21 protein-coding genes and 1 tRNA gene are annotated in these 22,953 nt (G+C 47.0%); 10 read left to right on the top strand and 12 right to left on the bottom strand.

The window, feature by feature from the left end:
* Positions 1-213: 213 nt before the first annotated feature.
* The 6 genes from Q0340_RS03725 to Q0340_RS03700 all read right to left on the bottom strand — a co-directional run bounded on the left by Q0340_RS03725 (position 214) and on the right by Q0340_RS03700 (position 5,864).
* Positions 214-1,395, bottom strand: a complete 1,182-nt coding sequence (locus tag Q0340_RS03725) for a hypothetical protein (RefSeq protein ID WP_298082214.1) — start codon at positions 1,393-1,395, stop codon at positions 214-216.
* Between the two features lie 11 nt (positions 1,396-1,406).
* The gene (locus Q0340_RS03720) at positions 1,407-1,706 is read right to left on the bottom strand and encodes an AtpZ/AtpI family protein (protein WP_297988133.1); all 300 of its coding nucleotides are present in this window, start codon (positions 1,704-1,706) and stop codon (positions 1,407-1,409) included.
* A 31-nt stretch (positions 1,707-1,737) separates the two neighbouring features.
* Positions 1,738-3,009, bottom strand: a complete 1,272-nt coding sequence (gene hemL, locus Q0340_RS03715; RefSeq protein WP_298082213.1) for a glutamate-1-semialdehyde 2,1-aminomutase — start codon at positions 3,007-3,009, stop codon at positions 1,738-1,740.
* Positions 3,006-3,398: a cytochrome C oxidase subunit III gene (locus tag Q0340_RS03710; protein WP_298082212.1), complete on the bottom strand. Its 393-nt coding sequence runs from the start codon at positions 3,396-3,398 to the stop codon at positions 3,006-3,008. The genes hemL and Q0340_RS03710 overlap by 4 nt, the downstream gene beginning before the upstream one ends.
* A gap of 50 nt (positions 3,399-3,448) precedes the next feature.
* Positions 3,449-4,690, bottom strand: a complete 1,242-nt coding sequence (locus Q0340_RS03705) for an ArsS family sensor histidine kinase (protein ID WP_298082211.1) — start codon at positions 4,688-4,690, stop codon at positions 3,449-3,451.
* Between the two features lie 496 nt (positions 4,691-5,186).
* On the bottom strand, positions 5,187-5,864 hold the full coding sequence (locus Q0340_RS03700) for a response regulator transcription factor (RefSeq protein ID WP_005870247.1): 678 nt from the start codon (positions 5,862-5,864) through the stop codon (positions 5,187-5,189).
* Positions 5,865-6,190: 326 nt separating this feature from the next.
* Here Q0340_RS03700 and Q0340_RS03695 point away from each other — a divergent pair, with 326 nt between their 5' ends.
* The 7 genes from Q0340_RS03695 (at position 6,191) to Q0340_RS03665 (ending at position 11,693) form a co-directional block, all read left to right on the top strand.
* Positions 6,191-6,487 (top strand): HU family DNA-binding protein, encoded by a 297-nt coding sequence (locus Q0340_RS03695; protein WP_291937435.1) that lies wholly within the window; start codon positions 6,191-6,193, stop codon positions 6,485-6,487.
* Between the two features lie 69 nt (positions 6,488-6,556).
* Positions 6,557-6,643, top strand: a tRNA-Leu gene (locus Q0340_RS03690).
* Positions 6,644-6,758: 115 nt separating this feature from the next.
* A complete protein-coding gene (locus Q0340_RS03685; protein ID WP_298082210.1) occupies positions 6,759-8,192 on the top strand; it encodes an acetyl-CoA carboxylase subunit A in 1,434 nt (477 codons plus the stop codon).
* 8 nt (positions 8,193-8,200) lie between these two features.
* The gene (locus Q0340_RS03680) at positions 8,201-8,485 is read left to right on the top strand and encodes a hypothetical protein (protein ID WP_298082209.1); all 285 of its coding nucleotides are present in this window, start codon (positions 8,201-8,203) and stop codon (positions 8,483-8,485) included.
* The gene (locus Q0340_RS03675) at positions 8,478-9,212 is read left to right on the top strand and encodes an arginyltransferase (RefSeq protein ID WP_298082208.1); all 735 of its coding nucleotides are present in this window, start codon (positions 8,478-8,480) and stop codon (positions 9,210-9,212) included. Before Q0340_RS03680 ends, Q0340_RS03675 begins: the two co-directional genes overlap by 8 nt.
* A gap of 629 nt (positions 9,213-9,841) precedes the next feature.
* Positions 9,842-10,525 (top strand): SMI1/KNR4 family protein, encoded by a 684-nt coding sequence (locus Q0340_RS03670; RefSeq protein WP_298082207.1) that lies wholly within the window; start codon positions 9,842-9,844, stop codon positions 10,523-10,525.
* A 391-nt stretch (positions 10,526-10,916) separates the two neighbouring features.
* Positions 10,917-11,693: a MipA/OmpV family protein gene (locus Q0340_RS03665; protein ID WP_298082206.1), complete on the top strand. Its 777-nt coding sequence runs from the start codon at positions 10,917-10,919 to the stop codon at positions 11,691-11,693.
* Positions 11,694-11,891: 198 nt separating this feature from the next.
* On the opposite strand, the gene Q0340_RS03660 is transcribed toward Q0340_RS03665, so the two are convergent.
* From Q0340_RS03660 to Q0340_RS03635, 6 genes are all read right to left on the bottom strand, one after another.
* Entirely contained in the window at positions 11,892-12,419 is a 528-nt protein-coding gene (locus Q0340_RS03660; RefSeq protein ID WP_298082205.1) for an NAD(P)H-dependent oxidoreductase, read from the bottom strand.
* Between the two features lie 285 nt (positions 12,420-12,704).
* Positions 12,705-14,048: an anaerobic C4-dicarboxylate transporter gene (locus Q0340_RS03655; RefSeq protein ID WP_298082204.1), complete on the bottom strand. Its 1,344-nt coding sequence runs from the start codon at positions 14,046-14,048 to the stop codon at positions 12,705-12,707.
* A 286-nt stretch (positions 14,049-14,334) separates the two neighbouring features.
* Positions 14,335-15,741, bottom strand: a complete 1,407-nt coding sequence (locus Q0340_RS03650; RefSeq protein WP_005870686.1) for an aspartate ammonia-lyase — start codon at positions 15,739-15,741, stop codon at positions 14,335-14,337.
* A gap of 315 nt (positions 15,742-16,056) precedes the next feature.
* On the bottom strand, positions 16,057-16,656 hold the full coding sequence (locus Q0340_RS03645) for a DedA family protein (RefSeq protein WP_297916153.1): 600 nt from the start codon (positions 16,654-16,656) through the stop codon (positions 16,057-16,059).
* 234 nt (positions 16,657-16,890) lie between these two features.
* Positions 16,891-17,715, bottom strand: a complete 825-nt coding sequence (locus Q0340_RS03640) for a peptidylprolyl isomerase (RefSeq protein ID WP_298082203.1) — start codon at positions 17,713-17,715, stop codon at positions 16,891-16,893.
* A 115-nt stretch (positions 17,716-17,830) separates the two neighbouring features.
* A complete protein-coding gene (locus tag Q0340_RS03635) occupies positions 17,831-18,607 on the bottom strand; it encodes a MetQ/NlpA family ABC transporter substrate-binding protein (RefSeq protein ID WP_298082202.1) in 777 nt (258 codons plus the stop codon).
* 233 nt (positions 18,608-18,840) lie between these two features.
* Between Q0340_RS03635 and Q0340_RS03630 the strand changes: the two genes are divergently transcribed.
* The 3 genes from Q0340_RS03630 to Q0340_RS03620 all read left to right on the top strand — a co-directional run.
* The gene (locus tag Q0340_RS03630; RefSeq protein ID WP_298082201.1) at positions 18,841-21,864 is read left to right on the top strand and encodes a valine--tRNA ligase; all 3,024 of its coding nucleotides are present in this window, start codon (positions 18,841-18,843) and stop codon (positions 21,862-21,864) included.
* 40 nt (positions 21,865-21,904) lie between these two features.
* A complete protein-coding gene (locus Q0340_RS03625) occupies positions 21,905-22,051 on the top strand; it encodes a hypothetical protein (RefSeq protein ID WP_297880516.1) in 147 nt (48 codons plus the stop codon).
* A 60-nt stretch (positions 22,052-22,111) separates the two neighbouring features.
* Positions 22,112-22,953: diaminopimelate dehydrogenase (locus Q0340_RS03620; protein ID WP_298082200.1), on the top strand; the 842-nt coding region annotated here is incomplete at its 3' end.

Here is a 22,953-nt window from a genome sequence, read left to right as displayed (position 1 = left end):
CAATGAGCGGTTTAAATTTACGCAGAAGTCCAAAGATGCGCGGCGTAAATTTTATAAATTTAGCCCGCCCGGGTACGTACCGAAATGCGCGGTATCCGTGGCACGGCTCGCGATGGCAGGAGTCGTCGCGATTTTATCCTGCGTCTGACTGCGCTCAATCCCGCCCAAGCTAAATTTTAAAATTTAAAGCGTCCTGCTCGCGCCGTTTGAGCTTCAGCGAGCGTCTTTGCCGCCCAAGGCAGCGATCATCGTGCCCAGAGGAATGATCGTAACGCCCAAGATAATCGCTAGCGGGTTTAGCAAGGACAGCTTGGCAAGCAGGTAGATCGTCGCCACGAGCGCCGCGTAGGACAGAATTTTAAACGGAGAGAAAAACGCCCCCGCAAAATTGCTCCGAACCGCGTTCCGCTCAAGCTCGCCCTCAAAATCGTCCGCGCCTTCTAAATCATCCTTTGATTCGTCGCGAGCGGTGCCAATCCCGCCCCCAAAATCGCTCATACCGTCGTCCAGATCGCCGCTATCTGTGCCATCGCTATGATTGCTGCGATCTACGCCGTCGCTATGATTGCTGTGATCTACGCCGTCGCCCGGGTCGTTGCTCGTTCCGCCTTTCAAGTCGTCGTAACGCTCGCCTATGTCGCCTTGCGAACTATCGCTAGCTTCGTCGTTTATGCCGCCGTGTGAGTTGCCGCAAGTCGCGCAATCTTTCATATTAAATTTATCGGCGGCAGCGTGTCCCAAAGCGGTCGCGTCGCAAGCGGAGGTTTCGTTGCGACTGCTCTCGGTGGAATTTACGTCGCGCTCACCAGCGGCGGTTATGTCGCGCTTGGCGGTAAAATTTTCGGTATCTTCGTCGGCAGCGGAGTTTGCGGCACGCTCGGCGGAGGTCTCATCGTACAGAGCGTGGCTATCATCGTTTTCGGTGCTGGTCTCGCCGCTAGTGAAATTTACCGCGCCTTTGGAATTTTGAGCATTTAAAATTTCAGCGCCTAAATTTAGGCTGCTAAAATTTTCGCTCTTTAAAATTTCACCGCCGTAAACTTCGCTGTATGAAATTTTATCGTCGCCGCCTATGCCGCCTCGGTTTTCGCCGCCGCAGCTTGCGGAATTCGTATCGTTTGCGGAAGTTTCGTCGTTCATAAAACCAGTGGAATTTTTAGGGCTTTGCCGTAAAATTTCATCGTATTTACCGGCTCTCAGCTCATCTTCTATCTTGTTGCGATAAGCGCGAAACGAAAAATATACCGCGCCGAATGCGCCCAAAAATCCAGCCTCCAAGCTAAGAAGCCAGGCAAGCGCTCGCACGCCGAAAGAGCCCGCGCCGAAAAATCCGCCGCCGCAAAGCGCTAGCCCAAGCATAGCAAATGCCGCGTTTAGCGCGCAGTATATGAGCAAAAACCGCCTATTCAATCCCGCTCATCCCATTCATCGTCGTCGTCGAAATTTTTCGGATCCGCCTTGTATTTCGGATCGTTTTCAAGCTCTTTTAAGCTCGAATTTAGCGCCTTGCACGCGCGGTAAACGTTTAAAAACGCCGCTGCGATGCCGATAGCGATGCCGAACCAGAGCAGAAGCAGCGAGCCCGTGAGATGCCGCAGCCCAAGTCCGATCGCTACTCCGATGCCGATTGCTACGACGATTGAGATGCCTAGACTGATGTCGCAGGCGCCCTTTACGATTTTGTTTAAATTTTTCGTTACTCTCATCTAAAATCCGATTAAATTTAAAACACAGCCCTCAAAGTGCCGCCATCGCTTCATCTGCCGCGTTTAGCGCAAAGTCGATCTGCGCTTCATCCATCGTGGAGCAGATAAAGCCCGTCTCAAACTGACTAGGCGCCAAAAATACGCCGCGCTTAATCATCTCGCCGTGGAATTTTGCAAAACGCGTGGTGTCTGCCCGCAAAGCGCCGTCATAGTCGCGCACCTCTTCGTCTGCAAAAAAGTAGCCGAACATCGAGCCTACGCAGGCGGTTTGTAGCACGATGCCACGGCGCTGCGCTATGGCGCAAAGCCCGTCCGTAAGTCTGCGGGCAAGCTCGCCGAGCCTTTCGTAAAGGCCGCTGCTAGCGTAAATTTTACTTAGGCTGGCGATGCCTGCGGCCATTGCGACGGGGTTTCCGCTTAGCGTGCCCGCTTGATACACCGCTCCTAGCGGGCTTATCATATCCATAATTTCGCGCTTGCCCGCAAACGCCGCCACGCTCATGCCGCCTCCGATGACCTTGCCGAAGGTTACCATATCGCCGCTGACGCCGTAGACGCCGTAGCTGCCTAGCTCGCTCGCGCGAAAGCCGCTCATTACCTCGTCGATTATCAGCACGATCTTTTTCTCATCGCACAGCGCGCGAAGCTCGGTTAAAAATTTAGGATCAGCGGGTACTAGGCCCATATTCCCCGCGATCGGCTCGATGATGATCGTGCCGATGTCGTTTTGCGCTAGGACGTCCTTTACGCTTTGTATGTCGTTGTATCTAGCTAGGTAGGTGTTTTTTGCGATATCCTGCGGCACGCCCGCGCTGCTTGCGTTACCGAAGGTGCTCGCGCCGCTGCCCGCTTTGACGAGTAGACTGTCGCTGTGGCCGTGGTAGCAGCCCTCAAATTTTAAAATTTTATCTCGTCCGCTAAAGGCGCGCGCAAGACGGATCGCGCTCATCGTAGCTTCCGTGCCGCTGCTGGTAAAGCGGATCTTATCTAGGAAATCGAAATTTTTTAGCACGAGCGAGGCAAGCTGCGTCTCAAGCGGACTGGATGCGCCGAAGCTTAGTCCCTTTTTGGCGGTTTGCACGACGGCGCGCTCTATGTCGGCATCCGCGTGACCGAAGATGAGCGGACCCCAGCTCTGCACGAAGTCGAGATATTTTTTGCCCTCGACGTCGTAGATATACGAGCCCTCGCCGCGATCCACCATAAAAGGCTCGCTGCCGACGTTGCCGAATGCTCGCACCGGCGAATCGACACCGCCAGGGATAAGTTTAAGTGCCGCTAAAAATTCGTCGTGATTATTCATTTTTTCTCCTTCTTTTTGGGTTGATTTATCGATTTTATATATTTGTAGATGATGATGATCTCGTTTTGCGTCAGGAAGTAGCTTGGCATCACGTCGCGCGAGCTACTGATCCCGTCGGCGAGCTCCTGAAGCGAGAGATTGTTGATCGGCGGCGCGTTTAGGGCGCGCTCGTAATAGGCGCCTGCGGTGCGGTTAAATTCTTTATACGTCGCGATCAGCGAGCCCTCGCCCTTTTCGCCGTGGCACTTATCGCAGCCCACGCCGCGCGGGTTTTTATACAGCATCGCGCCGTACTCCTCGTCGGTGATAAAACTCTCGGCTTGTGCGCCGCGAGGTAGAAAAAATATGGTCGCGATTAAAAACAGCGCTAAAAATATGAAATTTCGCATCTTCTCGTTTCGAATTTTTGGCGCAATAATATAAAAAATGTGCTTAAATTTCATAACGTCGCTATATTTTCGATCCCCTCAAAATAAAATACGTTTAGCTCATCCTGCCTGCGGTAGAGGAATTTTAGCCCGTGCGCCTTGGCGATGTTATCGACGATGTAGAGTCCCAGGCCGAAGCTTTGCTTGGCGTTCGTGCCCTTGACGAAGGCCTCTTTGTAGTAGCTAAAGTCCTTCTGTAGCGGCTCGCCGAGCGTTATGAAGTCCATCGACTCGGCATCTAAGCGGATTAAAATTTTACCGTCTGCGGCGTATTTTACGGCGTTGTCGATTAAATTTTTCACCGCGACGCAAAAGAGCTTCAGATCTACGTTTAAGCTCAGGCCTAGCGGATTTTGCAGCGTGACGCAGCCGGGCTCGATCATCGCGATGCCGAGCGCTTCTTTTAAAATTTCATCCATTGAAAAAATTCCGCGTTCGAGCAGCGCCGTGCCCGCAGTCGCGCGCTCGACCGCCGCAAATTCGTTGATTAGGCTCTCCAACCGCTCAAAGACCGAGATGAGGCGCTCTTGATTTTTGCCGTGCTCGATCATCTCAACGGCGATGCGACCCTTTGTGATGGGGGTTTTGAGCTCGTGCATTATGTTTCGCAAAAACAGATGGCGCGATTCGTTAAGCTTATTTATCTGCGTGACCGCCTCGTAAAATGCGTGCGAAACCTCGGAAATTTCGTCGTTTCCCGCGCTTACGTCCTTGATTTGAAGATCGCCTTTAGCAAATTTATCGATCTGGCGTTTGAGCTTGCGAAGGGGGCGAATTTTGCGGATGATGAAGATATACGCAAGCAGGATGATCACCAAAATGACGCCGTAGATCGCCTTAAAAATATCGTAGCGGTAGGGCTGATACTCCTTGTCATTTAAAAGCCGCGTCTCGCCAGCGTGAGTAATTTTGAGATAGTGTTTACGCTTAAACAGCAAGATGTCTGCAGAGCCGATGTCTGCGGAGATACTGTCTAAAATTTCGGCGCCTTTGATGATCTCATCGCGTTTGGCTTCATCGCGGATCGTCGAAAACTCGAAATTCGCGACCTGCCGTTCGTATTCGACATCGCTGATGAGCTTGCTCATCTGATATAGGTTCGCGCGCGCGACGATGGAGTACTTGGAGTTTAGCTCGCGGGTGTAGTTTTGCTGATCGTAGCCGATGAGCCAGAGTAGGGCGAGCGAAACGCCTACGGCGGCGAGCGCGAAGATGAACGTGATGGTATAAAAAATCGACGATCTTACTTTCATTAAATTTATATGATCCTTAAATTTTTAAAATTTCAAAGCTTTGTAAGCCGCGGGCTTACTTTGCTTTGGCGCGCGTACCGGCTTGCGGCTTGCTCGGCTTTAAATTTACGGCGTGTCTTAAATACGCGGCGCGTAAATTTTAAAATTTTACTGCAAAGCAGAGCGCTTTTAAATTTAATAGCCGCGCCGCTTTAAATTTTAAAATTTGCCTCTTCTTGCTGCCCTTGGTTCTGCCTTTTATAACTCGCCTCGCGCGTAGAGCCGAATTGCTTGCCTAATTCGACGATAAAATTCCGCGCGCATCTAACCGCGTGCTAAATTTATAACTACAAAATTTTATCGTAAAATTTTAACGCTTCAGTTGCGGCGTCTTAAATTTGAGCGGAAAAATTGTGCGGACCGACTTGCGATTTCAGTTTCGCCGCGCGAGTGTCTATTAAATTTAGAGCCGCGAGCGGCTAAATTTTATCGCGCCGCCCGCCGGGCGTAGGCTCGCTCATTGTATCAGCTTATAGCCTACGCCGCGGATAGCGTGGATGTAGCTAGGTGCCTTGGACGTTTCGCCGAGCTTTAGGCGGATGCGACCGATGATGACGTCGATGCTTTTGCTCGAGGATTCCTCGCTTATGGAGCTGCAGTTGTAGATGAGCTCCTCGCGGGTGATCGCGCCGCCTTCCTTTTTGATGAGATACGAAAGCACGTCGTATTCGGCGATGGTGAGCGACAGGGGCTGTCCTTTGAAGCTGATGACGTGGCGGAAATCATCCACTTCGAGGTCTTTTTTGGGCTTTGCGGCGCGCTGGATGGAGTTTATGTCGTAGCGCTCGATGTGGCGTTTGATGCGCGCTAAAAGCTCTTGCGGATTATAGGGCTTTGGCAGATAATCGTCCGCGCCGAAGTCAAAAGCGTTGATCTTATCGGTCAGATCGTGGCGGGCGCTTGAGATTATGATCGGTATATCGGTGTTTTTGCGGATCTCTTTGCAGACCTCAAGCCCGTCCATCCCAGGAAGCGTGAGATCTAAAATCACGAGGTTGAAATTTTCTAAATTTAGCTTGGAAAGCCCCAAAAACGGATCGTCCGCGACGGTGATATCGATATCGTATTGTTGCAGATATTCGCTTAAAATTTCGGCGAGTTCTAAATCGTCCTCTATCATTAAAATTTTAGTCATAAAAAGCCTTTGAAATTTTGCGCGGATTATAACAAAATATAGTTTATATATTTTAAAGCGGCAGGCTGGGGCGAAATTTTATAAAAATGAGGCGCGGATGGGCAAAATTTTGAAATTTTTTGAAATCCGGTGAAATTTCAAAAATCAGCCCCAAAAATATGGCGAAATTTTGAAATTTAAAGAAGCAAAATCTGAAAAATTGACGAATTTGGGCTAAATTCGGCTAAATTTTGCCGATTTTTGCGTTTTTTTCTTAAAAAACTATTGTATTTTTTGCGAAACTATTGTAGAATACCGCCCAAACCACTTTATTTTAAAGGATTAGCATGAAAAAAGCTGATTTTATCCAAGTAGTTGCCGATAAGGCAGGTCTTTCTAAAAAAGATACCGTTAAGGTAGTAGATTCTGCACTTGAGGCTATCAAAGAGCTTTTGGTAAAAGGTGATGACATAAGCTTCATCGGCTTCGGATCTTTCGGTATTGCAGAGCGTGCAGCTCGCGAGGGTAAAGTTCCTGGCACAAACAGAACTTACAAATCTCCTGCTACTAAAGTAGTAAAATTTAAAGTCGGCAAACAGCTAAAAGAGGCTGTTGCAGCTGCAAAAGGCAAGAAGAAAAAATAATTTTCTTGCTCCAAGCCCCGTCTTCGGGGCTTTTCTCTTTTAAATTTATACAATCATAACTTTTTAAATGCCCGAGTGGTGAAATTGGTAGACGCACCAGACTCAAAATCTGGCGAGGGCGACCTCGTGTCGGTTCGATTCCGACCTCGGGCACCATAAATCTTCTTTAAATTTTATTCGGAATTTCAACCGCCTTTTGCAAATTTCAACTTGCTATAAAATTTTTTATACTATTATTACTGCGGTATTTCTTTAAAAGAGGCAATTATTTATGATACGTAAAATTCTTATCGCTAATCGCGGCGAGATCGCGGTTCGCATCATTAGAGCCTGCAGAGATCTGCATATTAAAAGCGTCGCGATCTACACCAAACCCGATGTCGATTGCTTGCACGTAAAAATCGCCGATGAGGCCTACGAAGTAAGCACCGATGCGCTAAAAGGATATCTGGATGCCAAAAAGATCGTCGAAGTCGCCAAAGAGTGTGGCGCTGATGCGATACATCCTGGATACGGCTTTTTGAGCGAGAATTTTGACTTTGCAAGAGAGGTCGAGGACGCGGGCATTATCTTTATCGGTCCAAAGCCCGACGTTATCCGAAAAATGGGCAACAAAAACATCGCTCGCTATTTGATGCGCAAAAACGGCATTCCGATCGTGCCCGGCACCGAAAAGCTCAATCACGAGAGCATGGATACGATCAAAAAATATGCGCGCGAGATCGGCTATCCCGTGATTTTAAAAGCTAGCGGCGGCGGCGGCGGACGTGGTATTCGCGAGGTGTGGGAAGAGAAAGATATGCAGAGCGCCTACGACTCGTGCACGAGGGAGGCGAAGACCTTTTTTAACAACGATGAAATTTTTATGGAAAAACTCGTCGTCAAGCCGCGCCACATCGAGTTTCAGATCATCGGCGACAATTATGGAAACATTATCCATCTTTGCGAGCGCGATTGCTCGATTCAGCGCCGTCACCAAAAGATCATCGAGATTGCGCCGTGCCCCTCGATAAGCGAGCATCTACGTAAGACGATGGGTACGACCGCGGTAGCTGCGGCAAAGGCGGTGAATTACACAAACGTCGGCACGGTGGAATTTCTACTTGATGATTACAACAACTTCTATTTTATGGAGATGAATACCCGTATCCAGGTCGAGCACGGCATTACCGAGGAAGTTACGGGCGTCGATCTCGTCGTACGCCAGATCCGCATCGCAAACGGCGAAATTTTAGAGCTTGAGCAAAGCGATATTAAGCCGCACGGCTACGCGATCGAAGCGCGTATCACCTCCGAAAACGTCTGGAAAAATTTCACCCCGGTCCCCGGCACCGTTAGCGATTATTATCCAGCACTTGGTCCTTCCGTGCGCGTCGATAGCCACATCTACAAAGGTTATAAAATTCCGCCGTTTTACGACTCGCTTCTAGCCAAGCTCATCATCAAAACCACCGACTACGACCTGGCCGTTAATAAGCTAGAGCGCGCGCTGAAGGAGTTTCGCATCGAGGGAGTGCGTACGATCATTCCGTTTTTGCTCAGCATCAGCAAGTCGCGCGAGTTTCGACTAGGCTTTTTCGACACGAGCTACGTAGAGAAAAATTTAGACAAAATTTTAGAAAACACCATGGACGATATGCAGCCGAATAAAAACGAAGCGATCGCCGCCATCATCGCTGCGATGTGCAAATCTGCGCGGATTTAGGAAAGAGCATGGATTTTTTAGATAGCCTAAAAGATATAAAAAAGGATATGCTTAAGGATAAAGCGGCAAGCTCCGCGCCCAAAAAGCCTAAAAAGAGGGATTCAAATCGCGACGAGTTTAAAGATATTTTCAGAGATGATGATTTAAGCTTGCAAAGCGGAAGCGGCCTAGACGGCGTCGCGACGGAAGAGCTCGACGTAGCCAAAGAGAGCATCGCCGCACGCGAAAAGCGCCTCAAAGATGAGTTTTTAAAATACGTGGACGCGGCAAACATCAAAAAGCTGAATGACTGAAATTCCATTTTGTACGCTGGATTTTTCTTGCCCCTATCTGGACGGCAGAGCCGCGCGCAGCGAATATCTCTACATAAAAGACTGCGACTTTGAGTATAATTCAAGCTTAGTGCAGCACGGCTACCGCCGCTTCGGCAGATATTTTCAAAAGCCCATTTGCGCAGCCTGTGCGGAGTGTAAAAGCCTACGCATCGATGCCGCAAATTTTAAATTTAGCAGATCGCACCGCCGCGTCTATAAAAATAATCGCACGACCGCCTATGTATGGCAATCTCGCCCGCTTTTAAACGATGCGCGTTTGGAGCTTTTCGCGCTTTATCACGACTACATGCATCTAAAAAAGGGCTGGCCTCTGCAAGAGATCGATTTTGAGCGATATGATGAAATTTACGTCCAAGGTCACGGCGACTTCGGCAAAGAAATCTCTTACTACGGCGAGGACGGGCGGCTTATCTGCGTCGATCTCATCGATATCGTGGATGACGGCATCAGCTCGGTGTATTGCTACTACGATCCGTATCTGCCGCATCTAAGTCTGGGTAAATTTTCGCTTTTAAAACAGATCGAGTTCGCCCAAGATCTGGGGCTGCGCTGGATCTATCTGGGCTACGCGGTTGAGCAGTGTCCAAGCCTAGCGTATAAATTTAGCTACGAGCCGTATGAAATTTTAAACTCATACGTAGAGCTTGACGCTCCCGCCGTGTGGGAGGGGCGCGTAGAGGGGTAGGTTCCGCGTGCGGGCGCCAGGAGCAGCCTAGACATAGGCGCTGCGTAGAATGGTAAGTTTTGCGCATCCGTATAGCGACAGCGCGCAGTGGCCGAGATTGTACCGCCGCGTAGAATTCACTCGCGCGCAGATATGACGCGGTATGTAAAAGTGCCTCTCATCGTTAAAATTTACGCTAAAATTTCGCACGCTATGAGTCTTTAAGGCTTTTGAGTCACGGCAGGAGTTAAAATTTGCGCTGTAATTTGGCACCGCTCGACCTGCGAAAATATCCGCAGCGATAAAATTTAAGGCGATGGAATTTAAAAAGAAGGCAGATGGATTTGCAAATTTTACGGCAGACTCGGCATTTGCATGTTGCAAGACGACACGCGCGGCTTTTGATCGTACTTGGCTCTTGAGTGCGCGCGAAAAAGAGCGATTAGCTTGGCACCGCAGCGACCAGCCTCTGTTCTCTAGCAAATACCACTGCCGCGTACGTATCACAACCAAAATCGGCTGAATTTAAAGAGCCGATTTGCGCTTGCGGCGACGAGGCGCGTAAAACGCCGCAGATATTAGAAAAATATCCGTAAATTTAGCCGAAACGCAGTAAAATTTGAGCGGCAAATTTAACAAAAGGGGCGATCGTGGAAAATTTATTGTTAGCGCAGCTGCGCGAGGCGCTACCGCAGGGCATGCGCGTGCCAAGCGAACTTGAGGCGCTTTATGCGTGGATCGAAGCAAACGGCTTTTATGACGACGCGGGCGGGCGCAGACGCGGCTATCTCTACCCGCAGGATCGGCTGCAGCAGAGCTGGAGCGACGATGAGCGCGAGGGCGGCACGGACATCGTATTTTTCACGGATGAGCCGAAAAATCGCGACGAGGAGCTAAGGTATTGGTTTTACGGCGAGGATCGCGAGCTTGCCGCGGAGATCAAGCAGCGGCTTTGCGTGTTCGCAGGCAGCGGCTCGGAGGGCTCGATGTGCGCGCTATGGCTGGACGATGCGGGCGAGACGAAGATCGTACACATGGGCTCCGGCTCGGGCTCGACGATGACCTGCGTTTTGGCTCATAGCGGGCTTGATTTTTTGCGACTGCTCGCGATCGGATACGATGAGATCTGCTGGGATGAGGATTTTAGCGCGCCGCCAAACAGCGAGGAAGACGATTTTTTCGTGCATCCAAACCTGAAATTTCAGCAGTGGGTAACACAGGCGTTTAAAACGACGATCCCGCAAACCGCGGTTGAGCTCGTCACTCCCGCGCATTTGGACGACGAGAACCCGAGCGACGAGTTTTTGATCTGGGTAAATCGCGTCGCGGGATAAGGCAATTTTGCGGTAGCTTGAGCAAATATGGAATTTCGCGGATGCCTGCGGAATTTGAGCTTTAAATTCCTGATAATTTTAGCGGGCATAAGTTTGGCGGCTTTTTAATTGAAATTTAGCGGTAATAGCGCCCGTATAATGCAGTATTAATAAAATGCCGCAGCTTCATTACTCTTAAAATTTTAATAAATATCGAGCGATGGAATTTTATTTTTACGATATGGCAAGTTGCGGCGATCAAGGAATGAAGGTACGATGTTGCCGCGCCTTTAGAAATTTGCGTGAATGAGCCGAGACGCTGAATGCGGCAGAATTTTATCGGTCGCTTAAGAAAATAAAAAGCGAAAAAATAATATTGTTAAGAACTAGCTTTTATACGAAAGGAAGTAAGATGAAAAGAGCTTTTTCGGTAGTTTTAGCGATAGGTATGGCTTCGGGCGCCCTATCGGCGAAAGGTTTTGATAGAGAAGACGTGAGTGGCGCGCATAGCGAGGAAAACGGCGTGAGCGTCGGTATCGGCGTAGCATTTTATGATGGAATGTTTCGCACGGAAGATCGTACTAAAATAGCCCCAATACTAGGTATCTCCATAAATTATGGCGGATTTTACATTGATGGTATGGAGGTAGGATATAATGCGAATCTGGGCGAACATGTCTTTGCAACTATCTATGTACAGGCATTCGATGGCTGGAAAGTGAAAGCAAACAAGTTAAAACCCGGCTATCAAAGTATTCATAACCGCAATGAACAAATTGCTCTCGGTGGCGAAGTGGGCGTAAACCTCGGTGATTTTGAACTATCCGCACATGCGCAGGGCGGCAAGCGCGGCAGTAGTTATGGTGCGGAAGCATCGTATTCCGTGCCGATTTCGCAGCGATTTTCCTTGACGCCAGCGATCAGCTATGAAGTATTTTCTAGCAAGATGAGTAATTATTATTTCGGTATCGGTGAGGACGAACTCGGCGGACGCATCGGCAGCACATATAAGCCCAGTAGTGCAAGTGCAGTAGGCGTGCATCTTACGGCGCTTTACGAATTAGGCAAAGGATTTGGAGTGAGTGCTACGGCGGGCGTGGATAGATTTTCCGATGAAATTTCGCGCTCGCCGATTACGGATAGTCGCTACGAAAAAGCGCTTAGTATGGCGATTTCATATAAATTCTAAATCAAATTTTTGTCCCTTTAGGAGGATAAAATTTTACGATCAAAAGGGCGAAAGATTATGCCAGCGGATTGCGTATGCGACGCAAAATACAGCGGTGCGTGCCGTGCCAAGCAGTGCGGATGAAACGAGACGATCTTCATCCGCCACTTTTTAAAATAAAATTTTGCGACTAAAAAAGCGATTTTGCCTTTGTAAATTTTAAAATTTTGCTAAAAATTCTTCGTATTTTTCTGCACTTTTTGCGATATATTCGCTATCTGGATGAAATGAAAATCCATAGCCGAAGTGGCACGGCAGCAGCTTGGCGCCTGTAAAATTCATCGCGCATTTAAAAGGCGTGATAACTTCCTCTATGTCAAATCCGATCGTGCCGTCTTTTTTATAGTTGTTTCGCTCGTCGCCGATAGTGATCGCTAGGGCGAATTCTTTACCTTTTAGCTTGTCGCCGGTGCTGCCGTAAGCCCAGCCGTAGGCAAATACATCGTCGAACCATCGCTTTAAAAGCGGCGGATAGCTGTACCAATAAAGTGGAAACTGAATGATAATTTTATCGTGGCTTAAAAGTGACTCCTGCTCGCGCGCAACATCGATTTTGCCGTTCGGATAAGTAGCGTAAATTTCGTGAATATCAAATTTATCCGCTTGCTTTTTGGCTACCTCGCGCCACGCCTTGTTTGCGTGTGAGCTTGCCATATCGGGATGAGCGATGATGATGAGATTTTTCATATTTTATCCTTGTTTTAAATTTCTTACATTATATGTTTTTTGGCTGAAATTTTGATTTATCATCTAGCATAATATGGGTATGAAATTTCAAATGAAATTTTACTCTCACTCAAACATTACTAGCAGGCTTATAGTTTTTTGCGCATGCGATTAGAAGTTAAATTTATAAGCAAATATGGCAGACCCCAAAATCGATAGAATTTTATCTATTAGATTGTATTAAAAATTTTAAATGGTATGAAAAATGCGCCGAAAAATTCGGCGCAAATGAAAGGAATACTAATCTTATATTAGCGCAGGAGCTACTAAAAATCCTAGAGCGACCGAAAGCGCAACCATAATGGTTCCCGGAAGGAAGAATGAGTGGTTAAATACAAATTTACCGACTCTAGTCGTTCCGGTATCGTCCATAGCGATCGCGCCGAGCGTCGTAGGATAAGTAGGGAGCACGAACAAGCCCGAAACGGCTGCAAACGATGCGACTAAGATCCAAATTTGACCGGAATTTTCAGGGCTGGTCATTCCAAGTGCGGCAGCAACGGCAGGCATCATAACCTTTGTGGTTGCAGCCTGCGAGTATAGTAAGCAGCTTAGGAAATATAGCGCGACGGCTAGTACGAAAGGATACTGCGTAACGACGTTTTTAGCTACCTCTTTGATACTGTCGATGTGACCATTTACGAAAGTAGTACCGAGCCACGCGATACCGATGACGCAGATGCACGCATTCATACCGCTTTGGAAGGTGCTGGTAGAGAGCAGCTTGCCCGTATCAATCTTGCATAAAACAGCGATAAGAAAGCCGATAGTTAGCATAAAGCTGATGATCGCGCTATCTCTTGAAAGGATCGGTTTTTCTACCAAGCCGACGCTCTTTGAGATCGCAAGCGCATAGCAAACGACGATCAAAACGCCGATAGCAAATATAGCAACCGATCTTTTCGCGTAAGGCTTCGGCTCTTTATACTCCTCGGCTTTGATCTCGGCTACAAGACCTTTTGAAAGTCTCTCTTTGTAAACAGGGTCTTTTGAAAGATCGAGATCGTAGAATTTATTTACGATGAAAGCCGTGATGATCATAGCTACGAAGGTAGTAGAGATGCAGATAAACAAAAGCTTAGGATAGCTAACGCCTAGCTTCTCGCACAGACCGCTCATAGCGACGAATGCCGCCGAAATAGGGCTCGCAGTGATCGCTACCTGAGACGAAACGACCGAGAGCGCAAGAGGAGCGGAAGGTTTGATGTTCTGCGTCTTTGCGACCTCGACGATAACCGGGATCATAGAAAACGCAGTGTGTCCGGTGCCCGCTAGTATCGTAAGTAGATAGGTAACGATAGGCGCTAGGTAGTTGATCTGCTTTGGGTTTTTGCGCAAAATTTTAGATGCCACCTGAACCAGATAATCAAGTCCACCTGCGACTTGCAGCGCCGTAATCGCGGAGATTACCGATGCGATAATTAGGATAACGTCAATCGGGATATCCTTCATATCGACCTTCATGCCCAAAATGGCTAGGACGACAACGCCCAAGCCGCCTGCATAACCGACGCCCATACCGCCTAGCTTAACGCCTAGGTAGATGCCGCCTAGCAAAACGATAAATTGCAATATCACCATAAAGTCCATTGCAAAACTCCTTATAAAGTAATTTTTTTAACGGCGCGCAGAATTCTAAAGATTTCAGCAGGTAAAATCCGAATTATCTTTATAATTCAGTGGTCGGAATTCTATGCGGAATTTTATCCTAAAATTTCGCAAGTGGAATTTTACTCCACGGAAGCTAAATCTAACTTGATGAAATTCTGCATCTACGGAATTCTGCACGATCAATCTTATCTATTTAGAATTCTACTTTGCGGAATTTCGCCTATTAAATTAACCGACGAAATTCCGCGCCGCACCTAGTTTGGAACTATTTTTTGCTCATATGTGGGTTGAGCATAGATTTAGGCTCTAGGATCTTATCGATCTCCTCTTTTTTCAAATATCCGCGCTCTAGGCAGATTTCGCCGACGGATTTTCCGGTCTGAAGCGCCTCTTTGGCGATACTTGCGGATTTTTCATAACCGATGTAAGGATTGAATGCAGTAACGATACCGACGGAATTTAACACCGATTTTAGGCAAGCTTCAGGGTTTGCTTTTAGATGTTTGATAGCTTTTTCAGCTAGTGTATTCATCGCATTTTCCAAAAGCACAATCGAGTTAAATAACGCATATGCGATGCCAGGCTCAAATGCATTTAGCTCGAATTCTCCGCGCTCGGAGCAAAGCATAATAGTCACGTCGTTACCGATTACCTCATAGCAAGCCTCGCCTACGACCTCAGCGATGACTGGATTTACTTTGCCCGGCATGATGGAGCTACCCGGTTGCATCTTAGGAAGCTCGATTTCGCCTAGTCCGCATCTAGGACCGGAGTTCATAAGACGTAGGTCGTTTGCGATTTTGCTTAGGCGGACGGCTGCAGTTTTTAGAGCGCCACTAACGTGGACGAAGTCCGCAGTGTCTTGTGTGGCGGCGATGAAGTCCTCTGCGGCTTTAAATTTAACGCCGGTGATTTCGCCCAGTTTTTTCTCGACTACGTTTTTGTAATCAGGATGGCAGTTGATGCCTGTACCAATCGCCGTAGCGCCCATATTTAGGTAAGTCATCGACTCTCTAGCAGCTTTGATAAGTGCGATATCGGTTTTGATGTAGGTAGCAAAAGCGTTGAAAGTGTTTCCAAGAGTAGTAGGAACGGCGTCCTCAAGCTCCGTCCTTCCCATTTTGATGACATCTTTGTATTCTTTGGCTTTAACTTCAAGCTCTTTTTTCAAATTTTCCATAGCTTTTAGTAGATCGGTTAGCTTGGCGTAAGCGGCGACTTTGATCGAGCTAGGATAGGTATCGTTGGTGCTTTGACCCAAATTTGTGTGGTCGTTTGGATGGAGGTATTGGTATTCGCCTTTTTTATGTCCCATGCTCTCCAAAGCTATGTTAGTAATGACCTCGTTGGTATTCATATTCGTTGAAGTTCCGGCGCCACCTTGGATCATATCGACTACGAATTGATCTCTGAACTCTCCTGCGATGAGCCTGTCGCAAGCTTTTGCAATCGCATCGGCTTTTTGTGCGTCTAGGACTCCGACCTCTTTATTGGCTAGTGCAGCTGCTTTTTTGATTTGTGCAAATGCCTTGATAAAAAACGGATAGTCTTTGAGCGCTCGTCCGCTTAGATGGAAGTTCTCTAGTGCCCTAAATGTTTGCACACCGTAGTAAAAATCGTCGGAAATTTCTAATTCTCCGATGAAATCGTGTTCTTTTCTGGTCTTTGCCATAATAAGTCCTTTCGTTGAAATTGTTAATGGAATTTTAAAGCTTTTAGTATTAAAAGCAGCTTAAAACGTAACGAAAAATTAAAATTTAGAAATTAGTATGATTGTTTAAGGCTTTAAATAGAATTTTACTTAAAAAATATTTTGGAATTCGCTACTAAGGCATAATTACACTCTAATAGAAATATCGTATTGCACGCAGATTATGAAAGTGAAATTATAAAAATTCTTGTTTAGCTTAAATTATAATTTGAAAAATTTGAACTTAAAGGCGATAAAATGGAATTTTTCATTGTATTTGTATTTACTGGCGTGGAACTATTTTTTGCGTTTTATAAAATAAACATATAGGAGCGAGATTATAATGACGACAGCGAACAGAGCGATCGTAATTAGATGCAGATCTTGCTTGATTAGCTCCTCGTTTTCGCCGATGAAATATCCCAAGCTCATAAGTATTAATGTCCAAATCGCAGCTCCAAGCCCAGTAAATAGCACGAAGCGCGCGACATTCATCTTTGCAAGCCCCGCAGGAAGGCTGATGTATTGACGAATACCTGGGATTAGGCGGCAGTTAAACGTTGAAATTTCGCCATGGCGGTTAAAAAAAGCTTCGAATTTTGCAAATTTCTCCTCGGTAATGCCTACGTATTTGCCGTATTTAGCGATAATCTTACGTCCAAAAAAGTAGCATAGATAGTAATTAAACAGCGCGCCGGTGATGCTGCCGCCAAGCCCACAAACAAATGCTATAACAAAGCTCATCTGCGATTTTGAGGCCAGATAGCCTGCAGGGATCATCACTACTTCACTTGGGAAGGGAAAGAAGCTGCTTTCTAAAAACATCATCACAAAAATGCCAAGGTATCCCCAGCCCGCGACAAATTCTACGATAAAATTTACGATATTAGAAAGCATTTGAATTCCTTGATTTAATGTGTAAAAACCGGCTCCGCTTAAAATTTCGCGGAATTTAGCATCAGCAAAGCAAATAAGTTTGAAATTTAACAACCCGGCAATACAAGAGTGATCTTAAAATTTCACAAAATTTAGCGTATATAAAACAAAGGCGCGGGCTAAAATTTATCCCTACAAGTTACTGCCGCAGCGAACTTGCATATAAATTTAATAGCCTCGCGCCTTAAAATTAAACTATTTTGCGTATTCGATGTTTAGTTTGCCGAATAGCTCATTAGCCTTGTCATCGATTTTTTTGTTTACTTTGCTTGGAAGTAGCTGATTTTTGATGAGATCTTTTACCTTTTCAAACGGCATAGTCTCAGCCTTTTTGCTACCCTCTTTATAGATGATATGATATCCGAATTGTGTCTTTACCGGCGTTTTGCTCATCTCACCATCTTTTAGTGCAAACGCTGCTTTTTCAAACTCCGGCACCATCATCCCTTTGCCAAAAGAGCCCAAATCGCCACCGTTTTCTTTAGCACTTGGATCGATTGAAATTTCTTTAGCTAGCTTATTAAATTCCTCTTTTAAATTCTCTTTTTTGACTTTTGATAGCTTCGCAATCGCGTTTTTAGCAGCCTTTTCGTCTGCTACTAAGATATGACTTGCGGTAACGGAATCTGGTTGCATGAAATTTTGTTTATTTTCATCATAAATTTTTTTAGCTTCCTCGTCGCTGACGCTTACGTCTTTAGCTTGCTCGCGTTGCCATAGATTAAATGCAATGCCATCTTTAGCAAGCTCTAGCTGATGTTTATATTCGTCGCTGTTTTCAATACCTGATTTTTTCGCCTCTGCGATTAGAAGTTTGTATTTGATTAGATCGTCGATTAGTTTTTTCTTCTCATCGGCGGTTGGTTCCTGTCCGCCGTGCTGCATACCTTGAGCCAAAAACGGTGCGACATCCTCATCCGTAATAGTGATATTTGCGTCTTTTGCAGTAGCCAAAACGCCTGCATTAAGCGAAGATATAGCCATAGCGGCAACAAAGCTGAAAGATAAAATTCTTTTCATTATTTTTCCTTTATTCGGTAAATTTCGCGCAATTATAAAAAAAGATAGTAAACAAAATAGCGAATGCCAGCAAATTCGGCGCGAATCCTGCGCCGAATTTTAAAAAGAGGAGGAGTTAAAACGATGGAATGATTGCGCCTTTATATTGCGTCTCGATAAACTTTTTCACCTTTTCGCTTTGGATCGCTTTATCTAGCGCCTTGATTTTAGGGCTGTTTTCGTTGCCTTCTTTAACACTGATGACATTTGTGTAAGGGTTGCCCTCAGCCTTTTCTAAAAATAGCGAATCTTTGATCGGGTTTAAATTTGCGTTAAAGGCAAAATTTGAGTTGATAACCGCAATATCGACATCGCCCAGGGTGCGTGGAAGCGCGGCGCCTTCAAGCTCTAAAATTTCTAAATTTTTAGGATTTTTCGTGACATCTAACGGCGTGCGAAGCTTGGCGTTTTGATCTACTTCGATGAGCCCCGCGACTACGAGCAGATCAAGAGCGCGGCTTTCGTTAGTCGGATCGTTTGGCACGGCAACTTTGGCGCCGTTTTTAAGATCTTTTAAATTTTTAATCTTATGGCTGTAGATGCCCATCGGCTCTAAATGCACGCCCACGGTCGCTTTTAATTTTGTGCCTTTATTAGCGTTAAATTCCTCCATATACGGCACATGTTGGAAAAATCCGGCATCTACGTCGCCGCTATCGGTAGCGAGGTTCGGGGTTACGTAGTCGTTGAAAACCTTGACCTCAAGATCGTAGCCTTGGGCTTTTAGATCAGGCTTAATCTGCTCTAAAATTTCGGCATGCGGTATCGGAGTAGCGGCGACTACGATTTTTTCGGCAAGAGCGAAGCTGACGACGCTGGCGCTAAGAAGCGAAGCGAGAAGAAATTTCTTCATATTTAATCCTTTTGGTTAAAATTTCGCGGTATTATAGCAGGTAGAATTTTTAATGTCAAGTGTTTTTATATGATTTTTTAAAATTTTATCTAAAATATTCTAAAATTCGATATTTTTATATATATTTAAATACTACATTTTATTGTATAATGCAGAATTGGCACGCTTTAATGAGCGCTTTACATAAATTCCGCTAAAATCGCAAAATTTAAAATTTTAAAAAAGGGCTAAAAATGGCAGATTTTTACGACGCGAAAGCCGTAGAGGAGAGCTTTTATAAAATTTGGGAGCAGCGCGGTTATTTCGAGATCGACGGCAATAAAGATATCCAGCAAAAAGGCAAAAACTTTTGCATTATGATGCCACCTCCTAACGTCACCGGAGTGCTTCATATCGGGCACTCGCTAACTTTTACATTGCAAGATATTATGACGCGATACAAGCGAATGGACGGTTACAAAACGCTGTGGCAGCCGGGGTTAGACCACGCAGGCATTGCGACGCAAAACGTCGTCGAGCGCGAGCTTTTGGCGCAAGGGATCAAAAAAGAAGAGATAGGGCGCGAGGAGTTTTTAAAGCACGTTTGGCACTGGAAGGAGCAAAGCGGCGGGCAGATCGTAAAGCAGATGAAGCGCCTTGGCGTCACGCCTGCGTGGAGCAGACAGCGCTTTACGATGGATGAGGGGCTTAAAAACGCCGTTCGCAAAGCATTCGTAAGCTTATACAACGCGGGGCTCATCGTGCGCGGAAACTACATGGTAAACTGGTGCACGCACGACGGCGCGCTAAGCGATGTAGAGGTCGAGCACAAGGAGAACAAGGGCAAGCTTTATTATTTGCGTTACTACTTTGCGGACGGACAAAATTTATCAAATTTAAATGGATGCCGAGCACCAAATTTAAATAAAAATTCTGTTTCAAATTTAACTCAAAATGACGAGGCAAAGTATCGCGATGAAGATTTGCAGGTTGTGCAGAATTTTGCGAGCGCAGATAGAACGGATGGTTCATCAAGCGAGCAAAATTTAGCGGCAAATTCGAGCGAGAATTTTGCATTAAATTTAAGCAAGCAAGCCGAAGTATCGTGCGATGAATTTGTGGGTTGCAAGGCGAGCGCGAATGAGGCGAACGAGGCGCAAAATTTAATCCAAAAGGGCGAGGCGAATTATCGCAAAGAGAGGCGAGGCGGAGTGGATTTTGGCGACGGGAGCGCACTACTCGTGCGTGAGCAAGAAAAAATCCAGTCCAACGAAGCCTATCAAAGCGAGAATTTGCCGTATATCGTAGTGGCTACGACGCGCCCCGAAACCTACTTCGGCGACACTGCGGTGATGGTAAATCCAGCGGACGAACGCTATAAAAATTTGATCGGTAAAAAAGTAGTGCTGCCGCTAATCGGCCGCGAGATAGAGATCATCGCCGACGAATACGTCGATATGAGCTTCGGAACGGGCGCCGTGAAGGTCACGCCCGCGCACGATACCAACGACTACGAGGTCGGCAAGCGCCACGAGTTGGAGTTTATCACGGTATTTGACGAAAAAGGAATTTTAAACGAGCAGTGCGGCAAATTTCAAGGCCTAGAGCGACTTGCCGCGCGCGATCAGATCGTAGCGGAGCTTGAGAGGCTGGGCTTTATCGAAAAAATCGAGGACTACGAAAATCAAGTCGGCTACTGCTACCGCTGCAAAAACGTCGTCGAGCCGTACATCTCGCAGCAGTGGTTCGTGCGCGCAGATATCGCAAAAGAGGCGATCTCTAAGGTAAATTCCAGCGAGGCGGAATTTTTCCCGAAGCACTGGATCAATAGCTTCAACGCCTGGATGCGCGAGCTGAAGGACTGGTGTATCAGCCGTCAGCTGTGGTGGGGGCATAGAATTCCCGTGTTTTACTGCGACTGTGGCCATCAGTGGGCCGATGAGCGAGAAGCCCCCGATGTCTGTCCGAAATGCGGCGGCAAAAATTTTACTCAAGATCCCGACGTGCTCGATACATGGTTTTCAAGCGGCCTTTGGCCGATCAGCACGCTTGGTTGGGGCAACGGCGAGGCTCTGAAAAACGAGAAGTGGTTTGAGGAGGATTTGAGCGAATTTTATCCAAATACCATGCTGATTACCGGCTTTGACATTTTGTTTTTCTGGGTCGCGCGCATGATGTTTCAGTGCCAAAACGCTATGGGCGAGCTGCCGTTTCGCGACATCTACCTGCACGCCTTAGTTAAGGACAAAGATGGCAAAAAGATGAGCAAATCGAGCAAAAACGTAGTCGATCCGCTGCTAAAAATAGACGAATTTAGCGCCGATATTTTGCGCTTTACCCTTACGATTTTGTGCGTACAGGGGCGCGATCTGCGCCTTAGCGACGATAAGCTTTTGATTTACCGAAATTTTACGAATAAGCTCTATAACGCGAGCAAATTTTTGCTTTTAAACGCCTCTAAATTCGACGATTTAGACGCGGCGCGGATCAAAACGAGCCTCGGCAAATATATGCTTTCGCGCTTTAACTGCTGCGTGGGCGCGGTGCGGGAAAATTTAGACGAATATCGCTTCAACGACGCTGCGACAGAGCTTTATAAGTTTTTTTGGGACGAGTTTTGCGACTGGGGCATTGAGCTTAGCAAGGCGGACAAGGCCGCGATAGGCGAGCTGGGGATGATTTTTAAAGAAGCGATGAAGCTGCTAAGCCCGTTTATGCCGTTTCTAAGCGAGTATCTGTATCAGGAGCTAAGCGGCACGAAGCTGCAAGACGCGCGCTCCATCATGGTGATGCGATACCCGCAGCCGGGTGGGCGCGACGAGCGGATCGAAGAGCTATTTTCGCTCGTTATCGAAGCGATCGTTAGCATTCGCCGCGCAAAGGCGACGATCGAGCTCGGCAATGCGCGCGTAGCAAAAGCCTACGTCAAATCGGCAGTCGATCTAAGCGCCGCCGCGGACTACATCAAAACGCTTGCCAAGGTGGACGAGGTGGAATTTACGCAGCAAAACATCGCAAATTCCGCCCGCGACGTGAGCGAGAGGTTAGAAAGCTTCGTGCCGCTTGAGGGGGTCGATCTTAGCGGCGTGATTTCGCGTCTTAACGCGCAAAAAGCAAAGCTGCAAAAAGAGATCGAAAAGCTCTCTGCAATGCTTGGCAATGAAAAATTTATCTCCTCCGCGCCCGCTGACGTCGTCGCCGCAAACCGCGAAGGGCTGCAAAGCGCGCAGGAAAAATTCGCCAAAGTATGTGACGAGCTAAAGGCGTTTGGTGAGTAGTCCGCTCGTTTGAGTCTAAATTTAAATCAAGGAGAAAAATATGTCAAAAGGTAGTATCGGTGGATTTACATTAGGCACGGTCATAGCCGTCGCACTATCATGGGGAGTCAATAAAAGCATAATGTGGGCGATAATCCACGGATTTTTAAGTTGGTTATACGTGATTTATTATTTCCTACTGAGGTAAAATTTCATCGGCGGCGCGCCGTTTTACGCGCTAAATTTTAAAATTTATCAAGGATAAAAAATGAGCGAAAAAATAAAAATAGCGGTTTTGGGATATGGAAATTTAGGTCGCGGCGTAGAGCTTGCCGCGCGAAATAGCATGGATTTGCAGCTTTCGGCGGTTTTTAGCCGCAGAAATCCAAGCGAAGTAAAAACATGCGGCGCTCCGGTATTTAGCGCGGATGAAATTTTATCGCACAAGGGCGAATTCGATGTTTTGGTGCTTTGCGGCGGTAGCGCGACGGATCTACCGACGCAGACGCCCGAGTTTGCGCGGAGCTTTAACGTCGTCGATAGCTTCGATACGCATGCAAAAATCCCGGAGCACTTCGCCGCGGTAGACGCCGCAGCCAAAGCGGGCGGAAATGTAGGCATCATCGCCGTGGGCTGGGATCCGGGACTGTTTTCGCTAAGCCGCCTATTTGGCGAGAGCGTGCTGCAAAACGGCAGCAGTTATACGTTTTGGGGTAAAGGTGTGAGTCAAGGCCACTCCGACGCTATCCGCAGGATCGAGGGCGTTGTGGACGCGCGCCAATACACCGTGCCGATAGAAAGCGCCTTGAAGCGAGTTCGTGCGGGCGAAAACCCGAGACTTAGCACGCGTGAAAAACACCTGCGCGAGTGCTATGTCGTAGCCGAGGACGGCGCCGATAAAGCGCGCATCGAGCGAGAGATAAAAACGATGCCGAATTACTTCGCCGACTACGACACGAGCGTGCATTTCGTAAGTCTTGAAACGCTAAAAAAAGAGCATGGCGGTATCCCACATGGGGGATTTGTTTTGCGAAGTGGAGCGACGGGCGAGCGCGGCGAAAATAAACATTTGATCGAGTTTTCGCTAAAGCTTGATTCAAATCCGGAATT

This window comes from uncultured Campylobacter sp., from assembly GCF_938045595.1.
Classification (GTDB): Bacteria; Campylobacterota; Campylobacteria; order Campylobacterales; family Campylobacteraceae; genus Campylobacter_B.
Note: the sequence above shows the minus strand (reverse complement) of the source record. Positions and strands in the feature narration are given on the sequence as shown.